The organism is Streptomonospora sediminis (assembly GCF_054778995.1).
Genome location: NZ_BAAGYZ010000043.1, coordinates 15,085 through 28,777 on the forward strand (window position 1 = coordinate 15,085; position 13,693 = coordinate 28,777).

The window sequence follows — 13,693 nt, forward strand, 5'->3', positions numbered from 1 at the left end:
CGGTACGCTCCGGGAACTCGGAAAAGGTGGGGGTTATGCTGGGATTTTTGCAGGCAGCGCCCGTACATGGGGCGGGCGCGCAGCACGAAGCGGATGGCGCATGGGCACCGAGACCGAGCACGACGGCACCGCAGTGAACGCGCCGGGAGACCGACCGCTGCGCGCCGATGCGCGCCGCAACCGCGACCGGGTGCTGGAGGTCGCCCAACAGGTCTTCGCCGCCGAAGGCCTAGCGGTGCCCGTGCACGAGATCGCCCGCCGCGCCGGCGTGGGCACCGGTACCGTCAGCCGCCACTTCCCCACGAAGCAGGCGCTGTTCAAGGCCATCCTGCTGGAGCGGATGAACCGTTATGTGGGCCGGGCCGAAGAGCTGGCCGCCGATGCGGAGCCGGGCGAGGCGTTCTTCGCCTTCTTCGCCTTCCTGGTGCAGGAGAGCGCGATGGATCGGGGAATGACCGACGCGCTGAGCGGAACGGACGACGAAAAGGCCGCGCTGGTCGCCGACCCCGAACACGACGTCATGGGTGCCATGGAGCGTCTGCTTGTCCGCGCCCAGCAGGCCGGCGCGGTGCGCCCCGACATCGAGGTGGCCGACGTCAAGGCGCTCGTGGTGGCCTGCCTGTCGCGCTCGCCCGAGCCCGGGTGCACGGACGAATCCGCGCTGCGCCGGCTGGTCTCGGTCGCCTGCGCGGGCCTGCGCACGGACTCCTGACCGCTCGCCCGCCCGCCCCGATCGGGAACGGGCGGACGAGCGCGCACTTGCCGGGTCCCGGGGCCGCGAAGCGCCCCGCCGAGTGAAGCCGCCGGCACCGGGACCCGCGGTGCCGGCGGCGGCCGCGGCCGCGCCTGCGGGCGCGCGAACCGGATCAGTCCCGCCGCTCGGGAGTGAACAGCTCCATGAACGCGGCTGCGAACGCCGCCGCGTTCCGTGCGGCGACCGGCTGCCAGGCGGCGTCGCTCTCAGCGTCCTTGCCGGTGAGCGTGTCGGAGATTCCGCGGACGACCACGACGGCGGTGTCGGCGTTCAGGTAGGCGCCGTGCAGTACGCCGTAGCCCTCCATCTCCAGTGCGACCGCATCGCCGCAGTAGGCCCGGATGCGTTCGGCCGTGCGGGCCCGCTCATGGGCGACGAGTTTGCCGCCCGCTGCGATCGGTTTGACGAACCCGCGCGGCTGCGGTCCGGGCGGGGGCCCGGCGATGCGCTCCTGCCACTCCTGGCGGAAGACAACGTCCATCGCCCGCTGCACAGCGGCGTGCGAGGGCGCCGCGGTCTTGATGCGCGGTAGTTCGGCGTGCGCTTCCTCCTTGGCGGACTCGTAGTCGTAGATGGCATCGGCGACCACCACGTCGCCGATACGCACGTCCTTCAGGCCGCCCGCGATGCCGACGAACAGGATCAGGTCGGGGTTGAAGGCGCTGCGCGCACGCTCGACGTGCACGGCAGCGCCGACGTTGCCCTGGCCGACCTGGGCCAGGGCGACGCGGCGGGAGCGGGTCGCGCCATGCAGCAGGCCGGTGCGGTAGATGGTGCCGCTGACGGTCTGTTCGCCGTGGGGGCCGGCCAAGTGGTCGGCGACCGCCCGGTACTCGCATTCGAGTGCGGTGATGACCACCGCGCCGCCGACCGGACCGGGCCCGGTGCCTTGGCCGTCGGCTTTTGCCCTCCGCGCCGCCGCCGGCGGCGGTGCGGACGCGGACGGCGGCGGGGCGCGGTGCTGGGTGATCGAGTTGCCGTCGCCCATGCTCACGACACCGTCGATGTGCATGTCCCCGTGGTTGGCGATGCCCCTGTTGGTGTCCATCTGCGCTCTCTTCGTTGCATGTTGGGGACCCGCACGGTTCGGCGGGTCCGGTTCAGGACTTGGCGGGTTGGGGGGCGGGGGTCTGGTTGATGGTGTTGTCGCCGCCCACGGAGAAGATGCCGTTGACGCTGGTACTGCCACCGAAGTTCTGCAGGCCGAGGTTGATGTTCTGCACGATGCCTTCCAAGTCGCGGGTGTCGTAGCCCTGGTTTCTGAGTCCGTCGGCGAGCGAGGTCAGGCAGCGCTTGGTGATGGCCCGGGACAGGCGCTGCACATCATGGTCCTGGAACAACTGCCGGAAGTTGTCGTCGCCGGCGAGCCGCCGGATGCTGATGCGGGGCGAGAAGTCGATCAGCCCGGCGCCCAGCGTGCGGGCGTACTCCCTGCGCAGCTTCCATTCGCGCCTGCGGGACGCCTGGTCGCGCCAGGCCTCGCCGATGGCGGCCGCCGAATCGGGCAGCAGGGCGGCGCAAGCCGACCAGAGGAGCTCGCCGTGTCCGCCGCCATGGCCGGTGGGCAGGGCCCTGCCGGAAACGCCGTAGCGCGGGGAGATCGGCGGCATAACGAAGGTCTCGCCTTCGATCCGGAGCGACCCGCCGTGCACGCTCAGCTTGACGAAGGCGGTCAGCACGACCTGGCCCTCCCACATGGCCACACCCGCTTCGATGAAGTGGCGGGCGCGCTCGTGGGAGTTGTGGACCAGTGCGCGCACCCATTCCGGGCGCAGCGGGCCCGCACCGCCGTTGGCACGCATCATGCCGGACACCTCGCCGGGCGGCCGGTGCCGGAGGCCGGACACGAAGACGCAGTCGGCGACGTCGACCCCGCGGTGGGTGCTCGCCGGCCCGCCGGGTTCGCCGAGCCGGCCGAGGTCCCGGCGCAGTGCTTGGTAGAGGACCTCGACGAGTTCGGGACCCGGAGGAAGCCCGGGAGCCATCCGGTTGGCTCCGGTCGTACCGGGCGTGCTGTTGGTGCCGGTTGGACCGGGCGCGCCGGATCCGCCGGCTGCGGTCGCTGCGACGCCGCCGGGGGTTCGCGCCGGCCGCAGATCCAAGGTCAGCGGCCACGGAGTGAGCCGGATCCCCGCGCCGACAAAGGGGGAGAAACTGCTGTAGAAGCCGACGGGCACGGATCCCACCCCGCTCGCGGCGGCGTAGTGCGAGAAATTGCGGATGCCGTCGTTGACGATCGCGTTCAATGCACTGTTGCGCCGCACGTGGGTCCAGTACCCGATACCGACGAGTAGGGCGAACAGTACGGCCGCCGCCGCGGGCCAGGGCAGCAGCCCGCCGATACCGACCTCCGGTTCGCCGCCGTGGACGCTCTCGGCGTACTCGGTTCCGGACACATCGCTGAGAAAGCCGAGCACGCCGAACACCCCTAGGAGTATTTGCAGCGCGATGTTCAACCCACCGTATATCAGAAACGCCCGCACGAATGGGTGTCCGCGTCGCGCGCGGCCGTCTTCCAACCCCCCGGGTTCCGCTGAGCCGCCGCGTTGCCCGCGGAGTACGAAGGCGGCAACGATACCGAACAGGGCGGCCGAAGCGCTGAAGCCGATATTGAAGAACGCCATAAGCGCCACCGCCGCGGCCACCAGTATTCCGGCGGTCGTCAAGGTCGCGCGGGCGCGGCGGCATTCCGCCACCACGGCTGCGGCGTGCAACCCGGGTTCGCGCCCCTCTGCGCGGTAACGGTGCTCCCACCGCTCGACCAGCACCCGGTCGCGGAAACGGGCGTCCTGCCATGCTGCGCACCGCAGGCGGGTGGTCGGATCGAATTCGCGGGCACCGGCGGCCGAGTTGACCTCGTCGGGGGCGGGCGGCCGCGGCGGTGGTACGTGCGGCGGACCCGGCGCGGGGCGGGGCGGGGGCGCCGGCGGGGGTACGCGTTCGGACATGCCGATCTCCTTGTGTTCGGGAGACCCCGCGTTCGGGAGGCGCTTGGCTCGGGGTGCGTTACCCGGGAACGCGGGGAAGGGGATGTCTTGTGCCGTTGGCCACCACACCCGGGAAAACACCCGGAAAGGCGATAAGGCAATTCAGTGCGGCGGAACGGCGGGAATCCGGCAAACGGGCTCCGCTCCGCGCGCCGAGTCCCACGCTGATGCGAACACCCGGTGCGCGAAGTCGTATACCTGGCCAGGTCTGCGGGCGACGATACAAGGGGAGTTCCGACCGTGCTCGCCACTTTGGTAAAGAGTAATGAAGGCGGTGTTGTCCGTCATTATCACCCGGAAGTGGTTCGGCAGGTCGTAGTGTCTGATCTCGCAGTTCTCCTTTCCCGATGCGGCCTCGGCGAGATACCGGGCGTTGAGCCGCACCTGTTCGCCCAGCAGCCCCGCGCGGAATCCGGGGTCGCCGGCACGTATTTCGGTCTCGCGGCGCACCAGCCAGGTGTCGCGGCCCGGCGCGGAGTCGGGAAGCAGGATCCCGATGGACCGCAGCGGGCGCCCGGTGCCCGACCACAGCGGCAGGAAGGTGTCGCGGGTCAGCTCGTTGCCGCGGCCCACCATGGCCCGCAACCAGTCGGCGCGGGCGAGCTCGGCGGCGAGCTCGGCGTTGGCCGACTGCTGCCGGCGGTACACCCGCAGCACGCCGAGCCCGGCCGCACCGGCGAGTGCGGCAACGGCCCAGCGGCGCGCCCGCGATGACAGCAGCCATCCGGCGGCCACGACCAGTGCAGTGGCCGCGAGCGAACCGGCCACCCCGACCAGGAAATCCACCACTGCGCGCCCTTCCCCCGGGACCTGCGGCGGTCCGCCCCGTCCATTGGCGAAGGCGCGGCCTCCACCGGCGGACCGCCGCAGGTCCCGGTTACCGGCCACCATTTCTGGTTTATCTGACCATAACGACGCCTGAGGCATGAGGTCAAGGTGACTTTTAGATAGATTGGGGGGATGAGCGCCACACCCGCCACACCCGCCAGAGCCTCCGGCCCCTTCCCTGCGGCCGTGACCGCCGACCTCGTCATCCTCACCGTGCGTGCCGGTGCCCTGCACGCGCTGCTCATCGAGCGGGGCAACGCACCCTTCCTCGGCCGGCCGGCCCTGCCCGGCGGCTATGTGCGGCCGGTCGAGAACCTGGACGATGCCGCGGTGCGCGAGCTGCGCGAAGAGACCGGCCTGGACGGGCACACGCTGCACCTGGAGCAGATGCGCAGCTACGGCGCCCCCGACCGCGATCCGCGCGGGCGCACGGTCACCGTCGCGTACCTGGCCCTGGGGCCGGACATGCCGGCCCCGGTCGCCGGCACCGACGCCGACGCCGCGCGGTGGGTCCCGGTCGAAGAGGCGCTGCGCGCCGGGTACGGCCTCGCCTTCGACCACGCCGCCATCCTGGCCGACGGTGTCGAGCGGGCGCGCTCGAAACTGGAGTACACGACAGCGGCCGCATCCTTCTGCACCGAGCCGTTCACCATGAGCGACCTGCGCTCGGTATACGAGGTGATCTGGGGTACGGCGCTGGACCCGAGCAACTTCCGCCGCAAGGTCACCCGCACCGCAGGGTTCGTCGAACCCACCGGCGAGCGGCGCGCCATGGAGTCCGGCCGGCCGGCGGCGCTCTACCGGCGCGGCACCGCCCGCGCCCTGTTCCCGCCGCTGCTGCGCTCCGGCGAACCGGCCAAGCACCCGGACACACCAGCACCTTTGCCGAACTGATGGCCAGTGAGCTGCAGCAGGCGCGGATTCGGACTCTGCAGTCCGCATCACTCGCGAGTTCTACAGAGAAGCGGATACGGGATGACGAACCCGGAAACTCCGCTTCCTCCCTCTTGCGGATTTTTACCCGGCTTTAGTAAAGTTCATTGCCAACTACAAAGGGTGACGGTCGTGTACGTACCGGTTACGTGCACGTCAACACCGTTCCGCGCCGATCCGCCTTCCCCGACAGGCGCGACCGGGCCCCTACCGCGGAGCGGACCCAACCCCCGCCCCCCAACGACAAGGGCGCAACCGGCCGGTGTCACCCCGTTGCGGCCCCCGGCCGCGCGCGGACCGGTGCAGCGCCCGGATCGGTCACTCATGAGCCCCGAGACCCCCCGCACCCGGCGCCGGCGCGGCCCCCTGCTGAGCGCGGCCGCAATCGCCTGCGCTGCGGCGACCGCCGCCGCCGGGCTGATCGCCTTCAACACGATGGACGGCACCGGGCCCGCCGGCGCCGAGACCGCCGCTGCCGGGCAGCAGGCCGGCCAGGGCGCCGCAATCGTCTGGCGCGACGAGTTCAACAGGGCCGCGGGCACCGCGCCCGCCGCAGGCAAGTGGAACGTCGAGGTGAACGGCGACGGCGGCGGCAACAACGAGCTGCAGTACTACACCAACCGCCGCGACAACCTCGCCCACGACGGCAACGGCAACATGGTCATCACCGCCCGCAAGGGCAACCCGGCCGGCTACCAGTGCCACTACGGGCCCTGCCAGTACACGTCGGGCCGGATGAACACCGCCGGCAAGTTCGAGCACCGCTACGGCCGGTTCGAGGCCCGCATCCAGATCCCCACCGGCCAGGGCATCTGGCCGGCGTTTTGGATGCTGGGCAACGACCTCGGCCAGGTCGGCTGGCCCAACAGCGGCGAGATCGACATCATGGAGAACATCGGCAGCAAGCCGGCCGACGTGCACGGCTCGCTGCACGGCCCCGGCTACTCCGGCGGCAACCCCATCACCGGCTCGTACTACCACCCGCAGGGCTGGGCGTTCGCCGACACCTTCCACACCTTCGCGGTCGAGTGGAGCCCCCAGAGCATCACCTGGTTCGTCGACGGCAACGCCTACCAGACCTTCACCCCCGCCGACGCGGGCGGCAACGAGTGGGTCTTCGACCACCCGTTCTTCATGATCCTGAACGTGGCGGTCGGCGGCACCTGGCCCGGCAGCCCCGACGCCAGCACGCAGTTCCCCCAGCAGATGAAGATCGACTACGTGCGGGTGTACAACCTGGGCTGATGCCTGATGGCCGGACAGCGGGTCGGCCTGCTGTCCGGCCGGCCCTGCGCCCGCCCAAGGGCCCGATGGCCTGGCGGCCGGCCGAGCACCCTCGGAAAGGACCGGGCGGCTGCTGCACCGTTCGCGGCGCAGCCGCCGCCCGGCAGGCGCGGCCCCTGACCCCGGCCGCGCTCTTAGGCCCCGGGTCCCCGGTGATGACCATGCTGAGACGCCCGTCTCAGCTTTGATTTTCGGGCATGTCTGCAGGGCCGGTGCCTCGCCCGCCCCGACCGGCCTACTCCCAGGCCGGCAGGATGTGCCCCACCACCTCGCCGAACCCGATCGGTGCGCCGCCCGGCCCCGGTGCACTCGCCGTGATGGCGACCGTGTCGCCGTCCTCCAGAAACTCCCGCCGGCTCCCGTCGGGCAGCTCCAGCGGCTCGGCTCCGTTCCACGACAGCTCGATGAGGGAACCCTGCTCGCCGGCGCCGGGACCGCTGACGGTGCCCGAGGCGTACATGTCGCCGGTGCGAAGCGAGGCCCCGTTGACGGTCAGGTGCGCCAACTGCTGCGCGGGTGTCCAGTACATCTGCGCGAACGGCGGCCGCGAAACCGTGTGGCCGTTGATGCCCACCTCCAACCGGATGTCCAGGCCCCACGGGTCGCCGGGGGCGTCGCGCAGGTACGGCAGCGGTTCGGGATCGCGCGCGGGCGGCTCGATCCGGGCGGCCCGCAGTGCCTCCAGCGGCACCACCCACGGTGACACCGACGTGGCAAAGGACTTGCCCAGAAACGGCCCCAGCGGCACGTTCTCCCAGGCCTGCAGGTCGCGCGCCGACCAGTCGTTGACCAGGAACGCGCCGAAGACGTGCTCGGCAAAACCGGCCACCGGCACCCGCCGGCCCTGCGGCGAGGGCACGCCGGCGACGAACCCGATCTCGGCCTCGATGTCCAGCCTCGTTGCGGGCCCGAACTCCGGCCCGGCCGCCCCCGGCGGCTTGCGCTGGCCGGCGGGGCGCACGATCCCGGTGCCGGAGACGGCCACCGTTCCCGAGCGGCCGTGGTAGCCGATGGGCAGGTGCTTCCAGTTGGGTGTCAGCGGCGCCTGCTCGGGGCGCAGGATCCGGCCGAGGTTGGCGGCGTGGTGCTCGCAGGAGTAGAAGTCGACGTAGTCGCCGACCTCGAAGGGCAGGCGCATGTCGGCCTGCGCCCGTTCGACCAGGTGGGGGCGGAGCGCCTGCTCGTAGGCGGGGTCGGTCAGCCACGCGGTCAGCGCGCCGCGCACCCGGCGCCAGGTGGCCGGCCCGGCGGCCAGCAGCGGGTTGAGCACGGGCGCGTCGACGGTGTCGGCGAAGGACGCGTCGAGTTCGCGCGCCGCCGCGGCCAGGTCCAGGATCCGGTCGCCGATGGCCGTGCCGATGCGCGGCGGGCGGGCGTCGCCGGTGCTGTAGACGCCGTAGGGCAGGGCAGCCGGGCCGAACGGGTCGCCGGGGTCGATATCAAGCCAGGTATAGGGCGCGGACACGTCGCGGGTCCTCTCGGTCAGGGGCGGACGGGTGGTCGGGCCGGTCGGGGGTACGGGTGGCGGAGCCGAGGCGCTCACCCCAGGACGGCCTGCGGCAGCAGGCCCAAACCGACCAGCTCGCCCAGCGGTTCCAGCACGCTGCAGGTGCCGAACGAGGTGAACAGTGCACGCACCGCGCGGGCCTGGTCGCCGCGCAGCGCCGCCGCCTCGGCCGCCGCCCGCTCGCCGTCGCGCAGCGCCAGCACGCCGGCGGTCTCCCCGGGCCCGGCGCCCTGCAGCGCGGCGTGCACCGCCAGCAGCACGTTGAGGAACCCGTGGTGTTGGAAGCCGGTCCCGGCGCCGGTGTGCCGGATGGCGCGGTGCAGGCCGGCGGTGCACTTGACGGCGCGGCCGCGCTCGGCTGCGGCGCACAGTGCCCGGGCCAGTTCGGTCTCGCCGGGGAAGGCCGCGGCGCGCACCCCGCCGGTGCGCAGTTTGGCCCGGTGGGCGGTGCCGCTGAGCGCGTCCAGCAGGGGGCGCGGGTCGGCGCCGCGGGGCAGCTCCACGAACCCGGCGGTGCGGGCGGGCAGGTGCCGGTCCAGTGCCGCGGCGGCGCGGGCGACTCCGGCCGCGGGATCGGTGCCGGTGCCGCCGCCGTCAGCGCCGGTGGCCGCGACCTCGACCGCGGCCGGCTCGGCTCCGGGCAGTTCCGCGGCCGCGGCCAGCGCCGGCCCCACCTGCGCGGGCCCTTCGGGCACGGTCACGCACACCTGCAGCGGTGCGCCGGCGCGGGACCCCGGCTCGGGGCCGAGCGCACGGCCGAGCTCGGCAAGGCGGCTGGCGGCCACCACGAACGGGCCGGTCAGCGGCGCCTGCGGGCCGTTCCGGTAGCGCCGGTGCGCGGCCAGGGCCGCCGCCATCGGCGCGTTGCCGGGTGGGAACAGGGCCGCGTCGTCCAGCAGCGCGGCATACAGCGGCGGGGTATCCGGTGCCTCAGGCGGCGCCGTGCCCGGTGCCGGCGCTGCAGGGGCCGCCGCCTGCCGCGCCGCGTCAGGGCCGATCGGCGGTTGGGCGCTCACTGCGCCCGCCTCCCGCCGGCCCACGTCCACGCATAGCCCGGGTCCTCGGCGGCGCGACCGCCTTCGCCCAGTTCCAGGGGGCGGAACGTGTCGACCATGACGGCCAGTTCGTCGAAGGACCGCACCCCCACACTGGCCTCGTAGGCGCCGGGCTGGGGCCCGTGGGAGTGCCCGCCCGGGTGCAGCGAGATCGAGCCGGGCCCGATGCCCGATCCTTTGCGCGCCTCGTAGTCGCCGCCGCAGTAGAACATGACCTCGTCGGAGTCGACGTTGGAGTGGTAGTAGGGCACCGGGATGGACAGCGGGTGGTAATCCACCTTGCGCGGCACGAAGTTGCACACCACGAAGTTGTGGCCCTCGAAGACCTGGTGGACGGGCGGCGGCTGGTGCACGCGGCCGGTGATGGGCTGGAAGTCCTCGACGTTGAATACGTAGGGGTAGAGGCAGCCGTCCCAGCCGACCACGTCGAAGGGGTGGGCGGGGTAGGTGTAGCGGGTGCCCGCCACGCCGCCGGGGCCGTTGCCGCGGTGCTTGATCAGCACGTCGGTGTCGCCGCCTTCGGCCAGCAGCACCTCGCCGGGCCCGCGCAGGTCGCGTTCGCAGTAGGGCGCGTGTTCCAGGAACTGGCCGTAGCGCGAGAGGTAGCGCTTGGGCGGGACGATGTGGCTGTTGGCCTCGATGGCGTAGGTGCGCAGCGGTTCTTCGCCCTCGGGGATCCAGCGGTGGGTGGTGGCGCGCGGCAGGATGACGTAGTCGCCCCCGGCGGCCTGCAGCGTGCCGAAGACGGTCTCGACGGTTGCACGCCCCGACTCCACGTAGACGCACTCGTCGCCGATGGCGTTGCGGTACAGCGCGGAGGGCCGCCCGGCGGCGGCGTAGGAGATCCGCACGTCGTCGTTGCCCAGCACCAGGCGCCGCCCCTCGACCGGGTCGGCCGACTTCCACTCGTCGCCGAACAGCGAGTGCAGTTGCAGGTGGCGCGGGATGAGCGGCGAGTTGGGTGTGCGGGTCTGGTCGGGCACCTGCCAGGGGCGGGCGTCGGCGATGGCCGAGGGGATGTTGCGGTGGTACAGCAGCGAGGAGTCGGCGGAGAACCCCTCCTCGCCCATCAGTTCCTCGTAGTAGAGCCCGCCCTCGGGGGTGCGGTGCTGGGTGTGCCGGGTGCGGGGCACCTCACCAACCCGTCGGTAGTACGCCACCTTCCTGCTCCTCTCCTGGTCGGGGTACGCGCCCGGCGGCGGTTGCGCCGCCCAGGCAGGTGCGTACGGCCGCGGTGATGGCCGCCGGCTCGTCTTCGGCGCACACGGCCGCGATGTGGGCGTCGGGCCGCACCAGCCACACGTCGCCCGGGCGGGGCTCCAGTGCGGCGGCCAGCGCACCGGTGGTGTCGGCCGGCTCCAATGCGAACGCGGTGACGGGTGCGTCGGTGGCGCGCGTTGCGGCGGCGCGGGCGCGGGCGGCACCGGCGTCGCTGGTGGCGATCAGGGTGATGCCTTCGCGTGCGAGCGGGCGCAGCCGGGTGATGTCGGGCCGGTGGGCCAGGGTGAGCGGCACGTCGGGCACGATCACGCCCGGGCAGGGCACCGGCGGTTGGCCGCGTTCGGGGCGGCCGGGGAACGGGCGTTGGGCACACGGCGTGGTCAGCGCGGATTCGGTGTAGTGGAACGCCTCGAACAACCGGCCCGAGTCGACCTGGGCTGCGGCGGCCGGGTCGGTGCCCGCGCGTTCCAGCACGCCGCTGCGGTGGGCGCGCTCACTGTCGGTCTGGGGCACCAGGAAACGCATGGTTGCGCTGGTGATCTCGGCGTTGTCGCGGGCCGCCGCCAGCCGCTCGGCGGCGTAGGTGTCGACCAGCCCGGGGCCGGCCCAGCCCTTGGCGGCGAAGGCCAGCTTCCAGGCCGCGTTCTCGGCGTCGTGCACACCGGAGTTGAGGCCGCGCGCACCGAACGGGGCGACCAGGTGCGCGCAGTCGCCGGCCAGCAGGACGCGCCCGGCGCCCATCCGCTCGGCGACGCGGGTGTGGAACCGGTAGACCGAGTGCCACACGAGTTCGTAGGGGCGTTCGCCGATGATTTCGCGGATGCGGCGGTCCAGGCCGCCGGCGGCCTCCTCGCGCTCCAGGTCGAAGTCGGGCGGCACCTGCCAGTCGATGCGGTACACCGAGTCGGGGCAGGGGTGGATGAGGATCTGGCGGCCCGGGTTCTGCTCGGGGTCGAAGTGGAACCGGCGCTCGCGTTCCCGGCCGGGCAGGTCGGCGCGGATGTCGCAGATGAGGAACCGGTCGGCGAAGCTGGACCCGGTGAATTCGGCGCCGACCGCATCGCGGGCCACCCGCCCGTGCGCGCCCAGGCAGCACACGGCGTAGGAGCCGCGCAGCTCCACCGGCCCTTCGGGCGTGCTGCAGCGCACCCGCACGCCCGAGTCGTCCTGGCCGATGGCGGTGACCTCGTGGTTCCAGCGGATGCCCAGGCCGGCCGCCTCCAGGCAGTCGTCCAGGATGCGTTCGGTGCGCGACTGGGAGATGTTGACGAACGGCGGCAGCGGCGAGGCGCCGCGGTCGCGCAGCCGGACGCTGAACAGTTCCCGGTCGCGGTGGAAGGTGCGGGCGGTGTCCCAGGTCAGCCCCTCTTCGGCGACCGCGCCGGCGCCCAGGCACGCCCACACGTCGAGGACGTCGCGCTGCTGCACGATGGCTTTGGACCCGACCGCGTCGCGTTCGGGCCGGGCGTCGACGATGACGGCCGGCAGGCCCCAGTGGGCCAGTAGCAGCGCCGCGGTCTGGCCGACGGGACCGGCGCCCAGTACCAGCACGGGCGCGGCGGGCGCCGCTTGGGGCGGTACCCGGGGCGGTTCTGCGGGCGGTACGGGTGGCTCGGACATGTCGCCTCCGTTCGCTGGCGGAGCAGGCGGGTGCGGCCGGCGGACCGGTGCGGCCGCCGGTGCGGGCCGCCTCAGCCCTGCAGCCGGTCCCAGACCTCGCGGTCGCGTTCGGCGGTCCAGATGATCGGCCGCTCGATGCCGGACAGCTCGTCCCACAGCCGCGCCACGTCAAAGGGCAGGCAGTGCTCGAAAATGGGCCAGTGCCCGTAGCGTCCGACCAGGGCGGTGTGGGCGGCGCCGAAGCCCTCCTTGAGGGTGCCGCCGCGCTCGTGCACCGCGCCGACCTCGGCGATCAGGGTCCGCAGGAAGTCGCGGGTCTGGGCGACCGCGGCGTCAACGGCCGGGCGGCCGCGGGTGACCGGGCCGCGCCCGCCGATGAGCGCCTCGGCGCCGAACGCGGCCACCCGTTCGAGGGTGGCGCCCGCCCACTCGCGGTGGAAGGCGTCGCCGGTGTAGAGCGCGGCTTCGGCCTCGACCAGGTCGCCCGCGAACAGGATGCGGTGCCGGGGCAGCCAAGCCACGATGTCGCCTTCGGTGTGGCCGCGGCCCAGGTACTGCAGCACCAGTTGCCCGCGGTCGCCGCCGAGTTCGATGGTGGTGCGGTCGGAGAAGGTCTGGGTGGGCCAGGTCAGGCCGGGTACCGAGCCGGGGTCCTTGGCCAGGCGCGGCATGCGGCCGAACTCGCTGGCCCAGTCGGCCTCGCCTCGTTCGGCGATGAGTGCGCGGGTGTTCTCGTGGGCGATGACGACCTCGGCGCCGAATGCGCTGGCGCCCAGTACCCGCACCGCGTGGTAGTGCGACAGCACCAGGTAGCGCACGGGCTTGTCGGTGTGTTCGCGCAGCCGTGCCAGCCATTCGCGGGCGGCGGTGGGGGTGGCCAGCGCCTCGAAGCAGACAACGAAGTCCTCGCCCTCGATCGCGCCGATGTTGGGGTCGCCTTCGGCGGTCAGGGCGTAGACTCCATCGGCGAGGATCTCCAGGGTCTGCTCCTTCTCGCCGGTGTCGGCGGAGGACGCGAAGGGTTTGGCTGCCACGGCGGGCTCCTTTTGGGGCTGTGCGGTGCGGCCGGCCGGTTCGCCTGTTGGGTTCGCCGGGCCGGTCGCGTTTGCGGTCTGTGGCGGGGCGGGCCGCTGGTACCGCCGCTCGGAGTCGCCGGGCGGCCCGCAGCGGACGGCGACCGCAAGGTGTGCCCTGGATCACCGCCCTCATTAGAGTGATGCCACGCACAGCGCTCGTAAAGCATAGAAACCGTGGGAGCGTCATTAGCAGGTTTTATACGGCGGCCCCGCGGCCCGCGGGCGGCGCTTCGGCGCTCCGCGCCGCGGACACACGCGGTCGGCCCGCAGCGGCCCGCGGACGCGGACGCGTTGGCGGGGGCGGCTGCGGGCAGCGGAACCGGTGGGGCCGCTCCGCCGCTGCGGGGTGCGCCCCCTGGTACGCGGACCCGCCCAAAGATGGGAACATTCCAGGCGGGGGGCGCCCCGCTGCCGGAGCCGAGGCGGAC

At 72.8% G+C, this 13,693-nt stretch carries 11 protein-coding genes; 3 read left to right on the forward strand and 8 right to left on the reverse strand.

Going from position 1 to position 13,693, the window contains the following annotated elements; all coding sequences use genetic code 11:
- The first annotated feature begins 100 nt into the window (after positions 1-100).
- Positions 101-712, forward strand: a complete 612-nt coding sequence (locus ACYVD5_RS10910; RefSeq protein WP_461000857.1) for a TetR/AcrR family transcriptional regulator — start codon at positions 101-103, stop codon at positions 710-712.
- Between the two features lie 154 nt (positions 713-866).
- On the opposite strand, the gene ACYVD5_RS10915 is transcribed toward ACYVD5_RS10910, so the two are convergent.
- The 3 genes from ACYVD5_RS10915 to ACYVD5_RS10925 all read right to left on the reverse strand — a co-directional run bounded on the left by ACYVD5_RS10915 (position 867) and on the right by ACYVD5_RS10925 (position 4,530).
- Complete coding sequence (locus ACYVD5_RS10915; protein ID WP_461000858.1) at positions 867-1,802, reverse strand: 5'-methylthioadenosine/S-adenosylhomocysteine nucleosidase family protein; 936 nt, start codon at positions 1,800-1,802, stop codon at positions 867-869.
- A gap of 52 nt (positions 1,803-1,854) precedes the next feature.
- Positions 1,855-3,702 carry a hypothetical protein gene (locus tag ACYVD5_RS10920; protein WP_461000859.1) on the reverse strand — a complete coding sequence of 616 codons (1,848 nt, stop codon included), beginning with the start codon at positions 3,700-3,702 and terminating at the stop codon, positions 1,855-1,857.
- 141 nt (positions 3,703-3,843) lie between these two features.
- Positions 3,844-4,530, reverse strand: coding sequence for a hypothetical protein (locus tag ACYVD5_RS10925; RefSeq protein WP_461000860.1), 687 nt, complete (start codon positions 4,528-4,530; stop codon positions 3,844-3,846).
- A gap of 171 nt (positions 4,531-4,701) precedes the next feature.
- On the opposite strand from ACYVD5_RS10925, the gene ACYVD5_RS10930 reads away from it, so the two are divergent.
- Together ACYVD5_RS10930 and ACYVD5_RS10935 are read left to right on the forward strand one after the other, a co-directional pair.
- Complete coding sequence (locus ACYVD5_RS10930) at positions 4,702-5,463, forward strand: NUDIX hydrolase (protein ID WP_461000861.1); 762 nt, start codon at positions 4,702-4,704, stop codon at positions 5,461-5,463.
- Between the two features lie 363 nt (positions 5,464-5,826).
- Positions 5,827-6,747: a glycoside hydrolase family 16 protein gene (locus ACYVD5_RS10935; RefSeq protein ID WP_461000862.1), complete on the forward strand. Its 921-nt coding sequence runs from the start codon at positions 5,827-5,829 to the stop codon at positions 6,745-6,747.
- Positions 6,748-7,021: 274 nt separating this feature from the next.
- Here the strand turns inward: ACYVD5_RS10935 and fahA are convergent, their stop codons facing one another.
- The 5 genes from fahA to ACYVD5_RS10960 all read right to left on the reverse strand — a co-directional run bounded on the left by fahA (position 7,022) and on the right by ACYVD5_RS10960 (position 13,223).
- Positions 7,022-8,251, reverse strand: coding sequence for a fumarylacetoacetase (gene fahA / locus ACYVD5_RS10940; protein ID WP_461000863.1), 1,230 nt, complete (start codon positions 8,249-8,251; stop codon positions 7,022-7,024).
- Positions 8,252-8,325: 74 nt separating this feature from the next.
- Entirely contained in the window at positions 8,326-9,309 is a 984-nt protein-coding gene (locus ACYVD5_RS10945) for a hypothetical protein (RefSeq protein WP_461000864.1), read from the reverse strand.
- Positions 9,306-10,508: a homogentisate 1,2-dioxygenase domain-containing protein gene (locus tag ACYVD5_RS10950; protein ID WP_461000865.1), complete on the reverse strand. Its 1,203-nt coding sequence runs from the start codon at positions 10,506-10,508 to the stop codon at positions 9,306-9,308. The genes ACYVD5_RS10945 and ACYVD5_RS10950 overlap by 4 nt, the downstream gene beginning before the upstream one ends.
- Entirely contained in the window at positions 10,483-12,189 is a 1,707-nt protein-coding gene (locus tag ACYVD5_RS10955) for an FAD-dependent monooxygenase (RefSeq protein WP_461000866.1), read from the reverse strand. The genes ACYVD5_RS10950 and ACYVD5_RS10955 overlap by 26 nt, the downstream gene beginning before the upstream one ends.
- A gap of 71 nt (positions 12,190-12,260) precedes the next feature.
- Positions 12,261-13,223, reverse strand: coding sequence for an MBL fold metallo-hydrolase (locus ACYVD5_RS10960; protein WP_461000867.1), 963 nt, complete (start codon positions 13,221-13,223; stop codon positions 12,261-12,263).
- Positions 13,224-13,693: the final 470 nt, after the last annotated feature.

Excerpts from the sequence above, each read along its gene's own strand:
- ACYVD5_RS10910 (WP_461000857.1), top strand. The coding sequence starts at position 101 with ATGGGCACCGAGACCGAGCACGACGGCACCGCAGTGAACGCGCCGGGA.
- ACYVD5_RS10915 (WP_461000858.1), bottom strand. The coding sequence starts at position 1,802 with ATGGACACCAACAGGGGCATCGCCAACCACGGGGACATGCACATCGAC.
- ACYVD5_RS10920 (WP_461000859.1), bottom strand. The coding sequence starts at position 3,702 with ATGTCCGAACGCGTACCCCCGCCGGCGCCCCCGCCCCGCCCCGCGCCG.
- ACYVD5_RS10930 (WP_461000861.1), top strand. The coding sequence starts at position 4,702 with ATGAGCGCCACACCCGCCACACCCGCCAGAGCCTCCGGCCCCTTCCCT.
- ACYVD5_RS10935 (WP_461000862.1), top strand. The coding sequence starts at position 5,827 with ATGAGCCCCGAGACCCCCCGCACCCGGCGCCGGCGCGGCCCCCTGCTG.
- ACYVD5_RS10955 (WP_461000866.1), bottom strand. The coding sequence starts at position 12,189 with ATGTCCGAGCCACCCGTACCGCCCGCAGAACCGCCCCGGGTACCGCCC.